General features: G+C 41.6%; 16 protein-coding genes and 2 pseudogenes. 8 read left to right on the top strand and 10 right to left on the bottom strand.

Features of this window, described 5'->3' with window-relative positions; all coding sequences use genetic code 11:
* Positions 1-73: 73 nt before the first annotated feature.
* Complete coding sequence (locus MKY75_RS02475; protein ID WP_029516003.1) at positions 74-442, top strand: VOC family protein; 369 nt, start codon at positions 74-76, stop codon at positions 440-442.
* Here MKY75_RS02475 and MKY75_RS02470 read toward each other — a convergent pair.
* From MKY75_RS02470 to MKY75_RS02460, 3 genes are all read right to left on the bottom strand, one after another.
* The gene (locus MKY75_RS02470; protein WP_029516004.1) at positions 427-2,091 is read right to left on the bottom strand and encodes a CoA-disulfide reductase; all 1,665 of its coding nucleotides are present in this window, start codon (positions 2,089-2,091) and stop codon (positions 427-429) included. The genes MKY75_RS02475 and MKY75_RS02470 overlap by 16 nt on opposite strands.
* A gap of 190 nt (positions 2,092-2,281) precedes the next feature.
* Positions 2,282-3,574: a homocysteine synthase gene (locus MKY75_RS02465; RefSeq protein ID WP_340884206.1), complete on the bottom strand. Its 1,293-nt coding sequence runs from the start codon at positions 3,572-3,574 to the stop codon at positions 2,282-2,284.
* Between the two features lie 153 nt (positions 3,575-3,727).
* Positions 3,728-4,366, bottom strand: a complete 639-nt coding sequence (locus MKY75_RS02460; protein ID WP_165148038.1) for a flavin reductase family protein — start codon at positions 4,364-4,366, stop codon at positions 3,728-3,730.
* A 98-nt stretch (positions 4,367-4,464) separates the two neighbouring features.
* Here MKY75_RS02460 and MKY75_RS02455 point away from each other — a divergent pair, with 98 nt between their 5' ends.
* A complete protein-coding gene (locus tag MKY75_RS02455; RefSeq protein WP_029516008.1) occupies positions 4,465-5,154 on the top strand; it encodes an ArsR/SmtB family transcription factor in 690 nt (229 codons plus the stop codon).
* 322 nt (positions 5,155-5,476) lie between these two features.
* Here the strand turns inward: MKY75_RS02455 and MKY75_RS02450 are convergent, their stop codons facing one another.
* Together MKY75_RS02450 and MKY75_RS02445 are read right to left on the bottom strand one after the other, a co-directional pair.
* On the bottom strand, positions 5,477-6,070 hold the full coding sequence (locus tag MKY75_RS02450) for a dienelactone hydrolase family protein (protein ID WP_318627639.1): 594 nt from the start codon (positions 6,068-6,070) through the stop codon (positions 5,477-5,479).
* Positions 6,054-6,908: an aminoglycoside 6-adenylyltransferase gene (locus tag MKY75_RS02445; RefSeq protein ID WP_029516010.1), complete on the bottom strand. Its 855-nt coding sequence runs from the start codon at positions 6,906-6,908 to the stop codon at positions 6,054-6,056. The genes MKY75_RS02450 and MKY75_RS02445 overlap by 17 nt, the downstream gene beginning before the upstream one ends.
* A gap of 176 nt (positions 6,909-7,084) precedes the next feature.
* Between MKY75_RS02445 and MKY75_RS02440 the strand changes: the two genes are divergently transcribed.
* From MKY75_RS02440 to MKY75_RS02430, 3 genes and pseudogenes are all read left to right on the top strand, one after another.
* Complete coding sequence (locus MKY75_RS02440; protein ID WP_080658582.1) at positions 7,085-7,627, top strand: GNAT family N-acetyltransferase; 543 nt, start codon at positions 7,085-7,087, stop codon at positions 7,625-7,627.
* A gap of 109 nt (positions 7,628-7,736) precedes the next feature.
* Positions 7,737-8,102 carry a cupin domain-containing protein gene (locus MKY75_RS02435; protein ID WP_039270324.1) on the top strand — a complete coding sequence of 122 codons (366 nt, stop codon included), beginning with the start codon at positions 7,737-7,739 and terminating at the stop codon, positions 8,100-8,102.
* Positions 8,103-8,249: 147 nt separating this feature from the next.
* Positions 8,250-9,149, top strand: a pseudogene (locus MKY75_RS02430) (alpha/beta hydrolase family protein).
* Between the two features lie 134 nt (positions 9,150-9,283).
* Here MKY75_RS02430 and MKY75_RS02425 read toward each other — a convergent pair.
* On the bottom strand, positions 9,284-10,099 hold the full coding sequence (locus MKY75_RS02425) for a DUF2935 domain-containing protein (RefSeq protein WP_039270320.1): 816 nt from the start codon (positions 10,097-10,099) through the stop codon (positions 9,284-9,286).
* Between the two features lie 226 nt (positions 10,100-10,325).
* Here MKY75_RS02425 and MKY75_RS02420 point away from each other — a divergent pair, with 226 nt between their 5' ends.
* The gene (locus MKY75_RS02420; protein WP_340884204.1) at positions 10,326-11,327 is read left to right on the top strand and encodes an SPRY domain-containing protein; all 1,002 of its coding nucleotides are present in this window, start codon (positions 10,326-10,328) and stop codon (positions 11,325-11,327) included.
* A 276-nt stretch (positions 11,328-11,603) separates the two neighbouring features.
* A complete protein-coding gene (locus MKY75_RS02415) occupies positions 11,604-12,245 on the top strand; it encodes a hypothetical protein (RefSeq protein ID WP_069010792.1) in 642 nt (213 codons plus the stop codon).
* 220 nt (positions 12,246-12,465) lie between these two features.
* On the opposite strand, the gene MKY75_RS02410 is transcribed toward MKY75_RS02415, so the two are convergent.
* The 3 genes from MKY75_RS02410 to MKY75_RS02400 all read right to left on the bottom strand — a co-directional run bounded on the left by MKY75_RS02410 (position 12,466) and on the right by MKY75_RS02400 (position 14,500).
* The gene (locus MKY75_RS02410) at positions 12,466-12,573 is read right to left on the bottom strand and encodes a hypothetical protein (RefSeq protein WP_023986758.1); all 108 of its coding nucleotides are present in this window, start codon (positions 12,571-12,573) and stop codon (positions 12,466-12,468) included.
* Positions 12,574-12,720: 147 nt separating this feature from the next.
* Positions 12,721-13,602 carry a glycosyltransferase family 2 protein gene (locus MKY75_RS02405; protein ID WP_340884203.1) on the bottom strand — a complete coding sequence of 294 codons (882 nt, stop codon included), beginning with the start codon at positions 13,600-13,602 and terminating at the stop codon, positions 12,721-12,723.
* A 649-nt stretch (positions 13,603-14,251) separates the two neighbouring features.
* Positions 14,252-14,500 (bottom strand): WGxxGxxG family protein, encoded by a 249-nt coding sequence (locus MKY75_RS02400; protein WP_029516020.1) that lies wholly within the window; start codon positions 14,498-14,500, stop codon positions 14,252-14,254.
* 154 nt (positions 14,501-14,654) lie between these two features.
* Here MKY75_RS02400 and MKY75_RS02395 point away from each other — a divergent pair, with 154 nt between their 5' ends.
* Positions 14,655-15,173, top strand: a complete 519-nt coding sequence (locus MKY75_RS02395) for a DUF3231 family protein (RefSeq protein ID WP_340887053.1) — start codon at positions 14,655-14,657, stop codon at positions 15,171-15,173.
* A gap of 182 nt (positions 15,174-15,355) precedes the next feature.
* Here MKY75_RS02395 and MKY75_RS02390 read toward each other — a convergent pair.
* A pseudogene (locus MKY75_RS02390) lies at positions 15,356-15,841 on the bottom strand (transcriptional regulator); the annotation flags it as partial.
* Positions 15,842-15,876 lie beyond the last annotated feature (35 nt).

Raw genomic sequence — 15,876 nt, 5'->3', positions numbered from 1 at the left:
GGTAAACTCTGCGAATAACGTAAATAATGTACAGTAGCAATCCTACATTAAAGACAGGAAAGGAAATGATTCCATGAGAAGTGCAAGCCCTTTTGTCATTGTAAACGACGTGCAGCAGTCAATTGACTATTACCAATCGGTTTTAGGCGGAAAAATCAAAGTGCTAAACAAGCAGGAAGGCAGACTCTTGCACGCTGAACTTCACCTGGGTAGCAGTCATATCCATTTTTCGGATTCCTACGGTAAGCCGCTGAAAGCACAGCATGTACAAATCATTCTCGACTGTGAAAGTGAGGACGAGCTTAAGCAGGCTTACCACGCACTAGCAGAAAAAGGTACCGTTACCGTGGAGCTACAAGATACTTTCTTTGGTGCGCTGCACGGCGAAGTAACAGATCACCTCAACCAGATTGGATGGGTGATGAACTATTTTAAGAGATGATCACGTTCAGCCATAACCGAATACGTCTTATAGCCACCATCAACGTTCCTCACCCGATAACCGTATTGGATCAAAATTCGGGCCGCAATATAGCCTCGCAGACCAACTTGGCAGGATACCGCGATCTCCAGATCACTAGGGATTTCCGCCATCCGCTCTCTAATCTCGGCCAGAGGAATATGAATCGAACCTGGAATGGCTCCTGCCTGTAGCTCCACTGCATCCCTAACATCAATAATAAGACCACCCTTTCGGTGAAAATCATCAACTTCATGCCACTGTATCGTTTGGACCAGCCCATCCATGATATTCGAAGCCACGTAGCCAGCCATATTCACAGGGTCTTTTGCTGAAGAATAGGGAGGTGCGTAAGCAAGTTCAATATCAGCCAGTTCTCGGACGTTCAAATGACCACGAATAGCCGTCGCAATGACATCAATTCTTTTGTCTGCTCCATCAGCTCCAACAGCCTGCGCCCCATAGATCATCCCATTCTCGGGATTAAAGAGCAGCTTCATAGCGATGGGTGATGCGCCAGGATAATAACCAGCATGCGAACCGGGATGAATATGAACAGCCTGATAAGGAACACCCAGCCGCTGTAATGTTTTTTCATTATTACCTGTAGATGCTGAAGTCAATGCAAAGGTCTTAATGACGGATGTTCCGAGCGCCCCATCATAAGAAATTGTCTGACCGTTAATATGATCTGCTGCCAAGCGCCCCTGACGATTGGCTCCCCAAGCTAGCGATACCATCGTTGCAAACCCATGATTGCGGTCCTTGACCTGGATGGCATCCCCCACCGCATAAATGGCCGGATCGCTGGTTTGCAGTTGGGCGTTAACCTGGATGGCGCCGCGAAAACCAAGTTCCAATCCGCTTTGCTTGGCCAACTCATTTTCAGGAACAACACCGATCGCCAGAATAACCATGTCCGTCTGAAGCACACCCCCGGAGGTCAAACGAAGTTGTGCACCCTGCTCTTCAAAAGCCGTGACTCCTTCCTCTAAACGCACCTCCACCCCGTTCAGTCTCATATGCTGTTCTACCAATTTAGCCATTTCAGGGTCCAGCGGATTCAATAATTGTTGTCCCATATCAATAATAGTTACTGCAAGTCCACGCTCTCGCAAATTCTCGGCCATCTCCAGCCCAATAAATCCGGCCCCGATCACCGTGACATGCTTTGGATGTCTTTCATCTACATATGCCTTAATAACGTCCGTATCATGAATATTTCTTAATGTAAATAGATTCATAGCTTCATGTAATCCGGGAATGTCCGGTATCATCGGTTTGGCTCCCGGCGACAATACCACAATATCATATGGCTGCTCATCTGTTTCCCCTGTAACCATATCGCGGAAATGGACGAGCTTCTGCTCCCGGTCTATTTGTATCACTTCTTTCAGTACCCGCACATCTATATTAAAACGGTCTCTTATCCCTTGAGGTGTTTGGAGAAACAGCTTCTCTCGCGCAGGGATTACCCCGCCAATATAGTAGGGAAGGCCACAGTTCGCAAAAGAAACATGCTCTCCGCGTTCAAACAGAGTAATCTCGTCTTCCTCATTCCATCTACGCAATCTCGCAGCAGCAGAAGCTCCACCTGCTACCCCGCCAATAATAACTATTTTTCTACCCACTTCTTCCCCTCCTTATATACCCTATGGGGTATAATATATACCTATGGGGGTATGTTGTCAACACGCAAAAAAAGACGGAGGTTGCCCCCCGCCTGATCAACCCTGAACGAATACCGATCTGGGTCGAAAAATCACTTGCGATGCTACACGAATGCTCTGTCACACTTAGTCTAAGAAGAGTCTACTGCTACTACTGCTGGCTGGCCGCGATCGCCTGCTCCAGATCATACAATATATCGTCTATTGCTTCTGTCCCGACAGATAGGCGTAACAGCTCCGGTTTGACTCCGGCAGCAACCTGTTCTTCCTCATTCAACTGCTGGTGCGTTGTGCTTGCCGGATGAATAATCAAAGACTTGGAATCACCTACATTCGCCAAATGAGAAAATAGCTTTACATTCGCAATTAGCTTGCTTCCCGCCTGGCTTCCACCTTTAATACCAAAGGTCAGGATTGCTCCTTGTCCTTTCGGCAAATACTTTTGAGCTAATGCGTAGGACGGGTGGCTCGGCAACCCGGTGTAGCTTACCCACTCCACATCCTTGTGGCCTTCGAGATATTGCGCTACCTTCAAGGCATTTTGACTATGTCTTTCCAGCCGCAGATGAAGTGTCTCCAAGCCTTGAAGCAGCAGCCATGAATTGAACGGAGAAATGGCAGCTCCCAAGTCCCGTAGCAATTGCACCCGTGCCTTGATAATATATGCGATAGGTCCCACCGCCTCGGTGTAAACAACTCCGTGGTAGCTCGGGTCCGGCTCAGTCAGCCCCGAGAAACGACCATTCGCTTTCCAGTCAAACTTGCCGCTGTCCACGATCACCCCACCAATAGACGTACCATGTCCGCCAATAAACTTCGTTGCCGAATGCACGACAATGTCCGCTCCGTATTCAATAGGACGCAATAAGTAAGGACTTGGGAACGTGTTATCCACAATCAGCGGAATACCATATTCGTGCGCAATCGCCGCTACTGCTTCCACATCCAGCACATTGCCCTGTGGATTGCCAATCGTTTCGGCAAAGATGGCCTTCGTTTTATCCGTAATGGCATGGCGGAAATTCTCTGGATCATCCGAATCGACAAAATGCACCTTAATACCCAATTTGGGCAGTGTGGTAGAAAACAGATTATATGTACCGCCATACAGGCTGGAGGCTGATACAATTTCATCTCCAGCTCCCGCAATGTTCAGAATGGAGAAGGAAATCGCCGCCATTCCCGAAGCTGTGGCCAACGCGCCAGCCCCGCCTTCCAGTGCGGCAATCCGTTGCTCGAACACATCCGTGGTCGGATTCATCAGACGCGTATAAATGTTGCCGAATTCTTTCAGCGAGAACAAATCAGCCGCATGCTCGGCATCCCGAAATCCATATGAAGTGGTTTGGTACAACGGAACGGCGCGGGAAAAGGTAGTAGGATCAATCTCTTGTCCGGCATGGACAGCGAGAGTTTCGAATGACAGCTTGCGTTCTTCTGACATGATTATTTCCTCCCTTGTTATACGTGCTGTATGAATCGTCTCTTCCTGTATGCGTAGTCATGGATGATTTTTCAATTATTCTCGCACAAAAAGAACGATTTGGGAAGATAATTCTCATTATTCAGGTAGGATATTATCATTTTATTTAAAGCATCAGGTTTCGGATCGAAAGGTTTTGCCCAAATGCTCACCCAGACCAAAATAATGGCGGAAATTATAGATGAGCGGACTCCACTTTGTCGGATCAATATGGTTCTCGCCGAGGATGATATCCTGATGAACATGCACCTGTATGGCTTGAGTTTCGACGATAGCAAAATAAGGAGAATGGTCAGGAATTCTTACATCCCTCACCTTGGCTTCAATTTGAATAGGGCACTCCCTAATTCGGGCAGGCTTGACCCTATTCGACTCAATCGAAGTGAGTCCGCTGATCTCATACTTATCTTTATGGTACATAAATCCATGTTCCTTTTTTTCCGCTGGAACAGGATTCTTACCTGTATAAGGAGCCAAACGTTCTACATTTTCCCACATGGAAGGTCCCGGAACATTGATTACACATTCGGGATGCCGCTCCATATTTTCTAATGCTTTGCCACCTGTTCCAATGCCTAGTACCACACAATCTCCTAATGCCCACGAGGAGGAAATCGGGCTAATATTGGTCGTTCCATCCTCATTCACCGTATTGAGTAAAATCACAGGGGTTCCGTAATATAAAATGCTAGGGTTAATCGTTTTAACGTTTGGGGTATGATTCATCTCATTCATCTGATTTGTTGGGTTCATTATCTCTTCTCCTTCTATTCAGATCTACCTCCCTATTGTAAAATATAAATATTTCAACCTTCATCGAAGTATGGATTACAAAGGGGGATAACCGTGCCATGAGTACCAAGTCAAATGTAGCTATGATTGCTTCTCTTGTTAGCGAGCCTTCTCGTGCAGCTATACTCACCGCTTTATTAGACGGCAGATTCCACACGGCAAGTGAATTGGCCCATATGGCAGGCATCAAACCGCAAACGGCCAGCTTCCATCTGGCTAAAATGACCGAGGCACACGTCGTTACTGTGGAAAAACAAGGGCGTCACCGTTACTATGGCATTCAAGACCCCGAAGTTGCCCGGGTGATGGAGTCATTTTTATCCATAGCTCCACCTGTTCCAATCAAGTCATTCAAACAAGCCTCCGAAAACGAGGCCATACGGTTGGCAAGAACTTGCTACGATCATGTTGCGGGTCAATTAGGCGTACAGCTCATGAATTTTTTCATGCAAAAGGGGATTCTTTCCGAGGATCAGGACGGGCTTCATATTACGGACCAAGGAGAGACTTTCTTCACTGACTTTCAGATTGACCTTACAAAAACAAGACAAAAGCGCCGCTCTTTCTCACATAAATGCCTGGATTGGAGTGAACGACGCCATCACCTTGCCGGTGCTTTAGGAAGTGCTATTCTGGACAGATTATTCGAATTACATTGGATCGAGCGTCTGCCTACAACCCGAGCGATACGTATTACAGCCGAGGGTAAAAGAGGTTTTAAAGAGATATTTTCGATAGAGGTCGACTAGATCATCAGAGTCCTTTTATTTTTCGCATTACCTCAAATCAAGCAGACTGTTTGAATTGGGCAATAGCAATGGCGGAGTCCTGAAAGTTAACTCCTGTCGTAGTAAGCAGGATAAATTAAGAAGCTTTCCCGCTCTGATCCGCCGCTTTTGCCCCATCTGCCGGAGAAGGTTGAATGGTATTATGAAAAAAAGGTAGCCACAGCCACATACGTCTCCTTTTCATAGTCAATGATGTGTATACATATGACTAATCCGCATATCAAGACTGTGCGTTTCCCCAGAGTAATGAAACAGGTGTGGGCTGGATGAAGCTGTTCATTGATCAACCTCTCTTGAAGAACTCTACCGTTTCGTTAAATGATTGCTGAGCCGAATGTACGTTATATCGGGGAGAGTACGGATCACTGAATCCGTGCTGTCCGCTGAATTTATGTACCCGGATATTACGGTTATCTAAAATTGAAATGAGCTCATCCACATTAAATGATGGTTCTTCCTGTGGGAAAAAAAGCAGTGTTGGACAATGTGGAGCTATTTCTAAATAATTCCTAATACGAGAGCCATAGTATCCTACAATTCCATCAACATACTTTTCTTTACTACACAGCCAGGCAACCGTTGCCCCTATGCTAAAGCCGACGATAAATACCTTTTTATAGCGAGCTCGAATACTTAATAATAAACTTTCGATATGATAGAAAGAGCGTTCAAATCCTATATTTTCTATAAAATTGGTATAGGCACTTTCCTCTTGCGAATAGTCATAAGGCGTTTCTTTGCCTAGTAAATTTGGACAAATGACATCATAACCCTGATCTGATAATAGGCTACAAAAATTTTGTATATGCTTGTTAATCCCATAAATCTCATGCAGTACAACAATTAGGGTGCTCGACTTTTTATCTATGCTTATCATATTGTCCCCCTAACCAGTTTTGAATATGGGAAAATAATTCATCCGGATACGCGTATTTATACTTAGCTGCCACTTCCGAGGATAATCGTTTGAACAACTTTAAGGATACGACCAATGCTTCCCAACTATGATTGGGATCGTATTTCCCAAAAGATTTCTTCAAATCAGTAACAACATCTTGATCAGCCCATTCATTCATGAATTTCCCTGCATGCCAAGTATCATATTCCGATCCATGTACAGCTTTTGCATGCCACTCTATCATTTGCAGCAATAATTGTTTACAGTCCATATCTCTTTGCTTAGCTACCCACAGATCATTACGCAAAATTTGTTTAGCCACATATAGAGAGGCGAAGCAATACATGTTAACAACCTGTAGATAAGCACCTTCAGATATTAGAGGAGTATCCGGGATCGTTGTGGTTTGAGAAATGATTTGATTTCCATTCCCCGTCTTATCGAGCAGCATCCTGACCCCCCGCTGAAATCCTTCAGGAATACGTCCATTTTTGATTATATGATCCAGATCAGAAATATGACGGAATAGAAAATCAACCTCAGCCCCTTGGTCAAAGAGAACGAGTTTTTCCGGATCCCCTTTTGCCGTTCGAAACATAAAGCTGGTCCAAACTTTGCCGATGTTTAGTAACCATTGATCATTTTGAAGATAGTAATCTGGATTCGTTGAAAAGACGACTACATCCAAGTCAGAAAACTCATCAAAAGGCTTGTCCTCTCTTGCCCGGGACCCAACGATATAAACCGCAATAATTTCCTCATTAGAGATTCCCCATTCGGATATACGCTCCTCAAGCACTTCGTAAGCATTATTCATTACAATATATCCTCCTTTTTTAGAAAACATTATATCCAATCCAATAATTACGGTATATATTTTTAGTTAACATTCAAAGGAATGCTGCCTGATATACACCATTCATCAAATCAATTTCCCAATCTTCATCCTGTGATATAATTCTTTCAATATTACAGTTTGGAAGGATGGTGCAGATGTCGGAGCAGCGAGTATACATCCGGTTCTCTGAGGAGACGGACGCCGCAGAGTTGGCAGCAATGTACAAGCGCAATCGAGAATTCTTTGAGAAGTTTTCGCCAAACAACCAAGAGAAGTACTATACGGAGGAGCACCAGCTCCAGACGATTATTAAAAGCAAGGCCGACATGATGGAAGACCGGAAATATTCCTTCGTGGTATGCCACAAGGAGGACGACCGGATTATAGGCAGCATAAGCCTATCTTTTGTGGTGAGAGGACCGCTTCAGAGCTGTATGATCGGATACAGTCTAGACCAAGCATATAACGGAAAGGGTTATACGACGGAGGCGGTGAAGCAAGTGGTTCACTATGCCTTCGATGAGCTAAAGTTTCACCGGATCTTCGGGGAAGCCTCTCCCCAGAATCCAGGATCCATACGTGTGCTTGAGAAGGCTGGCTTTCACAAAGAAGGCATCTCTCGAAGCAACGTAAAGATCAACGGAAAATGGGAGGATCACCAGGTTTTGGCGATTATAAATCCATCTGAGGATATCTAGTTTTTCAGAGTGAACAATCATTTAACCATTGTAGGTGGTAGATAAAAGTACCAAATTTCAATATTCTTATTATTGTAATTGAATTTCGGGAAATTCCAAGGAGGTTATTATGAAGTATCAATCCATCAAACTGAATGAAAAGTTATCTAAGTTTAGTGATCATTGGTCTCCGAAAGTTATTGGTGAAATGAATGACTATCAATTTAAATTGGTGAAAATAGTTGGGGATTTTGTATGGCATGATCATCAGGATACCGACGAGGTCTTTATTGTACTTGAAGGTGAGATGTTCATTGATTTTAGAGATGGACGGGTACAAGTTTCTCAGGGAGAGATGTTTATTGTACCTAAGGGGGTCGAACATAAACCTTTCGCCCATGAGGAGTGCCATATCATGCTAGTAGAGCCGAGGGGAGTGGTAAATACTGGAGGAGCAGAGTCAGAATTAACGGCAGCCAATGATACTTGGATTTGAATATATAGCAATAATTAGAAGTGAACAAGAAAAATTGAAGCTGATCGGAGATGGGGCGTATGCACTCCGTAGCTGTCTATTATTGCATTAAGCAACGGGCAGGGGGGATAGTTAAACAAAAATTTCGAGAAAGGAAGAGTATAGTGGATGATAAGAAACGCAGAATTTAAGAATAGTTATGCAGGATGGCGAGAAGTAGAAATAAAGGATTCCTCTCTAGGCATTATATTTCCCATGATGGTAATGTATCCAACGAACGAACCCGAACAAATAGAGCGATTGGGTCCATACCAGTTAGAGTTGGCGAGAGAGGCAGGGCCATCGGAAGGAAGGTTCCCTTTGGTTATCATCTCTCACGGTACTGGCAGTACACCGCTTGTGTATCGGATTTTGGCGCAGTATTTAGCACGTAATGGTTTTATTGTCGGCATTCCAGAGCATCCATTTAACAATCGAAATGATAATAGTCTGGAAGGGACTGCCCAGAATCTTATCTATAGACCTAGACATCTTAATATGGCCACCGATTGGTTTTTCGATAGTATGCTTTTCAAGGACAATTTGATAAGGAATGCTGTGTCGCTCATTGGACATTCCATGGGTGGTTATACGGTATTAGCAGCGGCAGGTGGCGTGCCGACTTCTTTTCCTCACGAGACCTAGGACGGAAAGCCCCAGCTTATAGAGGTTACACCAGATTACCGAGTAAAATGCCTCGTTTTACTAGCGCCAGCGTCGGTCTGGTTTCGAGCTGAAGATAGCTTGCGTACGGTTAATCTACCTATCTTAATGATGGATGCAGAGAAGGATCAGTACACTCCTTCTTTACACGCGCGTATAATATTGGATGGCGTGCTGGACCCTAAGAAGGTACAATACAAAACAGTAAAAAACGCCGGACATTTCTCCTTTCTGAGTCCCTTCCCGAAATCGATGAGGACTCCAGCCTTTCTCCCATCGCAAGACCCTCCCGGCTTTGATCGCGAACATTTCCATAGGGGACTTAATGCTGACATATTGGATTTTCTATATGCTCATACACGTTAGTTGGATGACAACAGCGGCTGTCTAAGACTTTATCTTTCAAGTCTTGGTCCGCCGCTGTTTGATTTTTTGTTCAATCTAAAGCTTTATTTCCACTGGATATTTTACAGAAACTGTGTTCTTTTGGCTGGGCTCTCTCAGTGCATGATTTCTCTCTTATTCACCTTAACACCTGATAAGGATTGATCAAACATATCGAGAATAAAAAGGAACCTCTCAGCTTCACGAAATACATGATCGGCTAATAAAGGATGGATAATGCTTTTTATTCGGCACTCGTCGATTAAATCACGCGCTGTTTTCTTAAAATCACGCAAGGACTTCACAGAGACACGGTTCTCATCAACAAATTGACTCAGGAGTGGAACGGTTTGTGACTGTGGTCGCATATGACTTAGGTCAATCGCTTGAAACATTAGCATATCAAAATCATTACTAAACTCCCTAGCTTGTTCAACCAGTTTACGTTCGGATGGATCAAGTAAATGGCCTATAAATTTTGCGTGATCGGCCATGATTTTTAAGAAAAATACATTTTCGTCAATAATAGCATCAGGTAAGGGTTCAAGTGTTCCTGAATTCAGTTCTCCTAAACGGTTTCTGAAATAATTTGCTTCCCGACTTACGTGATCTACCAGTAAAGGAAAATTGGTTTGTCCAGGAAGCTTGCATTGTAATATAAGGCCCAGTACCATCCTCTTAAATGCCCAAATATTCGTCGCCGCATTCTGAACTTCCGTATTAAACTCTTTGATTGTATAAGGATCTGTCTTGTTATTAAATTCATGCGACCTTTTCTCGATATCCTCGAAAATAGCGTAAAACTGATTGGCTTCTGTTTTAAGTTGAGTATCTTCCGCTCTAAAACCTAACCCCAGAAAAAAGGAATGCTCCTTCATAATCCTCGACCAAAATCGTATTTCATCTAATGAGCGCGCTACGAATGCATCCAATCATATCCCTCCTCTATGTGAGCAAAAAGCACTTACTTAGTCATATGGGATATGCCAGGTTATTATGATTATCGAATCCCACGCCTCATATTAGTCTAATTCTGAAGTTAACAAATTAAATTCCATAATAATACTCATATTTGAATATATATCATTTAATGTTTGGACAATTCTCCCAATCCAGTTCTATAATTCACTTGTTATTACATATATTTAGGAGGAAGTCATGAAAAATATTATATTCAAAAAACTAGGAACAATAGTGTTAGCCCTTCTCATTGGGGTTTCGGTGTTCTCATTGTTCCCTACTGTTACAAAAGCTGAGACTAGTAACGTGACTTGGTCGAATGGTTCTTTATTAGCAAAACTAGGGAATGGAGGTCAAGGAGATAAAGCAACTGTAGGAAAAACCAGTGGGAAGTGGTACTGGGAAGTAAATGTAGTTGATGGAAATCCAGATATACCAAGTATATCATTAATTGGTATAACAAGTGAATCAGGTACTAATACATCAGATAAATGGAAGTATCATAGTTACTATGGGTATGACGGTCAAATTTTAACTAAAATATCTTCTGATATAACAAGAACTAAATATGGTAAAACTTTTGCGCAGAAGGATACTATTGGTTTAGCGTTGGACATGGATAACGACACAATTTCTTGGTACAAAAATGGAGTTTGGCAAGGTTCTAATACTGCAAAACCATCTCAACTCGGTGGATCACAAGTATTCCCGATGGTTATGGCTGGGGAAAATGGATATAAATCCTTTCAAGCTAATTTCGGTGCTAGCCAATTTAAATATCCAGTCCCTGAAGGATTTTTGCCTTACCAAGACTCAGGTAAATCTACAACACCGGATCCGTCCACAAAGCCTGATCCATCTACTACACCGGATCCGTCCACAAAGCCTGACCCGTCTACTACACCGGATCCGTCCACTAAGCCCGATCCGTCGGATACAGATGGGGCCTCCCAACCAACTGGTGACCGCGCCATTCTGACTGTAACGATGGACAATGGATTTGATAAAGAATTCGATTTGAGTAAAAAAGAACTGAATGCCTTCATCGCTTGGTATGACGCTAAAGATGCTGGTAGAGGTGCTTCTTTCTTTGCCATTGACAAGCACAATAACAACAAAGGTCCATTCAGCAATCGCAAAGACTACGTAATCTTCAACAAAATTCTCACATTTGAAGTAAGCGAATATTCAACTAAATAAGCATGATGAAGGGCTTCATGTCGGCTAACTTGCCGATGAAGTCCTTCTTTATATTTACTTAATCTCAAAATCACGCCTAAATTGCTATACTGGACGATACATTTTTTCTAGACTAAAAGTTTGCAAATCGTTTTTTAAACAAAAAAAGCACGGCTTCCAAAAAGCCTGGAAGCTGTGCTTTGCTTATGTATTCAACATTAATATTCGATAATAAAGGTAACAAGATAAAATGAGCAACTACCTCAACCGATGAGGATACTCACAGGAGAATTCGTCATGTTAAAAAAAGCTCTATTCATTGCTCTACTTTCTGTAGCTCTAACAGCTTGTGGAAGCAATTTCAAAGAAGCAACGACAAGGTCTGGGTCTTCAAGTACATCCTTTGCTACTGAACAAACAGCAAGCAATGAAAATACTGCTCAGCAAGCTTCTACAAATCAGGTCACAGATAAACAATATTTATTTGCTGAATTCATGAAAGATGGAACCCCCATGTTAACAGAAGATCAAGCTTCTATGGAACAAACGTCTTATGACTTCATTGCTAAAAACAGTGACTTATTTCCTTCCACAGATAAAAGCAAAGTCATTAATCTAGTAGACAAATCCGTAACAACAAAACACTTAAATAAAAATTTGAACTTATACTTAAACAAATTTGTAAAAATAAGCGGCGATGTAATAGATATAGAAGAAGATAACATTCCTATAGGAACAACGGCTATCGTTTATATTAGTGATGAAAATGATAATACAGTAATGGCAGTTTATCCGGGAGCAAGTGGGGAAATTTTTGAAGGAGACGTTGCTACAGTTATTGGAGTTCCTATCGCTAATTTTTCATATGAAAATATTTCAGGTGGCTATACGAATACTACACTGTTAGCAGCTTCTTTTCTCACGAAAGAAAATCAATAAATTTTAATCATGCAAGCCCTTAAGCGAGTATTCAACTAAATACACAACGAGAGGGACTCTATCCGGCTAGATAAAGTGATTAGAAAATTGTTCAAATGCAAAAAGCACTGCCGACCCATAAGGTTAGCAGTGCTTTTTATCTAATCTAATTTCGGACAGAATGAAAGAAGGTCGTTCAACTTGATTGATGGGTCATTATCATACAATTCTTTTCGCAAAATTAAACCCAACATGATTTAAGGATGATAACCAAGAGGATATAGAGCACCAAAATAGCCGCTGTAGAAGTCCACACACCGCAAACAGCTGCACCTGCACATCCGCTCATAGCTTTAGCCCTCCTTTATTTGTCTTCATCTTAATATATGTGTAAATATGTTTTATGACCGGGCATTCAGGTAAACATAAAAAACACTCCATTTACGCATGCCAGCGGAATATTAGGATACTTTCCGATCGCGTGCTGATATCTTTGTTAATATGGAAGATGAGATATACACCGCGAAAAAGCCATGCTTAATAGTTCCTGATTGTAAATCTGATACTTACGGTTTTGATCCAACACCCAATTTGCAAATCCCACAGCTTTAGTGTAGCAATTATAATCATAGGGATTAATTTTAAACTCAAGAATATTCAGCATCATCTGGTTCTCTTCATCTGATAATTCCAAGCCCAACTGGCTAAACTGTCTTTGTCGAATTCTCCGAGCGGTGTCGTCTTGTATGGCTCTGTGCTGAATGGACACTTGTCCTTTATGTTGACGATAATACAATAAGCTTATAGGGAGGTTTGCTATTTGTACCTGAGAGGCTAATCGGTTCCACAGTTCGTAGTCTTCGGCATGAGGATAACTACTATCATATTGAATGTTTAGCCGATGTATCATGCTATTGCGTATTATTGTAGCAGGATGGCAGATACAGCAATGAAATAACAACCATGTTCTAATTTCTTCATGACTAGCCGGATTCACCTTAAGTGCCCCTCCACTAGAAGTAGTAAAAGCAGCACCACATACATCAATTAAGGGATTTTGATCCATGAATGATATTTGCACATCCAATCGATCTGGCGTAGAAATATCATCGCTATCCATACGAACGATATATTCACCAGTTGCCCTATTGAATCCCTCATTTAAAGTAGCAACCAAACCTCGATTGGTACTATGGAATATTTTAACCACTCTAGGATCTGTTACCTGTGAAATAAGAAAAGCGGATCCATCTGTTGAGCCATCATCAATAATAATCAATTCAAAATCGGAATAGGTTTGAGCTAATATACTGTGGATTGCTTCCCAAACAAAGGACACAGTGTTATAAACTGGCAGTATAACTGAAGCTCGTGGCACAAGAAGTTCCCTCCATTCTACATTTTAAAATTAGAAAATATTATTTTGCATAAAAGCCAACTTCCCTATTTTTCTCGAAAACTATTTCTTCGAATGTTCATGCTCCAAGTATATGTATTGAAATATATTTTGAGGCGGCTTCTCGGTAAAAAAAGCTTTCCATAGCCACCCTTTGGGGTATTTATAGAAAGCTAATCTGCTTTGCAGCGTCTATAGCGCTCACTTGAAATTTTTCAGGAAACTGTTTGACAATGCCTTCTGTCAGAATGTCCGCTAAATGATTCATATGGATCTCGTTTTTGTCGGTTGGAATGGAATATATGATAGAAGTATTCATGGGGTTGTACTTAGTAATTGATCTTCAAAAAAATAATGAAGAGAAGGAAACTGCATTACCCACTACTCCATAAAACAGTAAAGATACCCTGAGGCTTTAAGTAAGTGAGTAATCAAATAAAGACTCTTATGGCAATACATTAGCGGAGTCCTTTCATTTACTCTAAATTCACATTGATCACGGAAAAATAAGATTAGTTAATCTTAATAGCTATTTGGTGATCGGTGTGGTGAATCCTAAAAGTAAACAATCCCCGCCGACCAAGTATGGTTAGCGGGGATTGTTTAGTTGTTTTTGAGTTGTTGTTTACGATTATCTTTTACTGTGGTTTTCAGGCTCGCGACGTTTTAAACCTGCCAATCCAATTAACCCCAACAGACCAAGCCACCCCCAATTATTATTATTATCGTTATCATTATTATTAGTAGTAGTTAGCATTTGTGTTCTACCATTGTCGTTTGTGCCCATATTGTTTTGACTGTTTTCAGCAAATGCTACTGCCGCTCCAAAGCTTGAAATCATTAATGCAACAACAGCCATTATCTTCATTTTTTTCAACATGCCTAAACCACTCCCTTAAATTTGTGTTTGCAATCAATTTTTTAATGTATATAGCATGCCAATTGAACTTATTTCTTATACACACATTAAATCTTCACTACTGGGAATCATAAATTTGTACATCATTAAAATTAAAAAAGGAGTGGTTTTTATAATGGGTATCCTAAGCGGGAATCCAAAAGACGAGCCCATGCATTACGGAGAAGTTTATAGTGTGTGGCAGTTTTCAGCGTTAGCGAAAGGCAGCGTTTCATTTTACCAAGCATGTTTAAACCACGCAGGAGACAAAGAGCTCAAAAAAATACTGGATGATCTTATTGATCAAGCTAAACTGGAAATCCAAGAATGCGACGCAATGCTTACTGATAATGGGATTGCCCCAGCTCCTATTTTGCCTGAAAGACCTCCTGTCAAACTTGAGGATATCCCAGTTGGTGCAAGGTTTACTGATCCCGAAATCGCAGCTAAAATCGCATTAGATACCTCTGTAGGATTGACATCTTGCAGCCAAGCTATGGGTCAATCCATTAGAGAAGACATCGGGACCTTATTTGCGAAATATCATCTAACTAAGACTGCTTTGGGAGTCCGTATTCTAAAAATGAACAAAGAAAAGGGTTGGCTAATACCTCCCCCTCTTCAATTAAAAAGACCTGAACCAGTTAAAGCCTAAATTTCCAGTACGATTCCTCAACACACTGTTCCCCTTAGATTGTTCAACAAAAATCCCCGCCGACCAAGTATGGTTAGCGGGGATTGGTTTTGTTACGTTAAGCACCTCCGATGGTAACGTAAGGCTGAATACTATTGTGGTGGTTAAGGGCTTGATCCGGCACAGTAACAATAAACAAAAAGCTAGCCGCGATGATTAGCAGTACCATTTTTTTCAACATTGGTCATCCACACCTTTTCCATAAAATTTAAAAATGCTGCTTTGGTTTCAGGAGCCGCATAATCCCGAAAATGTAAAAACAAACCCAAACAGTTTATAAAACAAGTCTCATTATTTAGTGTATGATAACTTACTAATGAATACATCAAATGTTTAAAACCATCAATGTAAGAACCTCGATGTAAATAATAATAAGATAACTCGTAACCAAACCACGCGATATAATCCGGTATCACTTGTTGGGTATACATATCATCTGATGATAGTTGCTGTTGTGCAAAAGCATTTATTTCGGCTTCAAATTGCTGAAGTATACCTTCTACATCTTTTGCTGAAATTATAACATTCAACAGTTTTGAGATTTTCTCATTCTCGTTAGTGGCGGATGTTGCTGCAATATATTCAACATAATCTTGAAGCACACTTATATCTCCTGACAACAGTTTATAACTGAGACCAGAGGAATATAAGCATTTAGAAAGTT

It is taken from the genome of Paenibacillus sp. FSL L8-0663 (assembly GCF_038008125.1).
Taxonomy (GTDB): Bacteria; Bacillota; Bacilli; order Paenibacillales; family Paenibacillaceae; genus Paenibacillus; species Paenibacillus polymyxa_D.
This window is presented reverse-complemented; position numbering and strand designations above follow the sequence as displayed.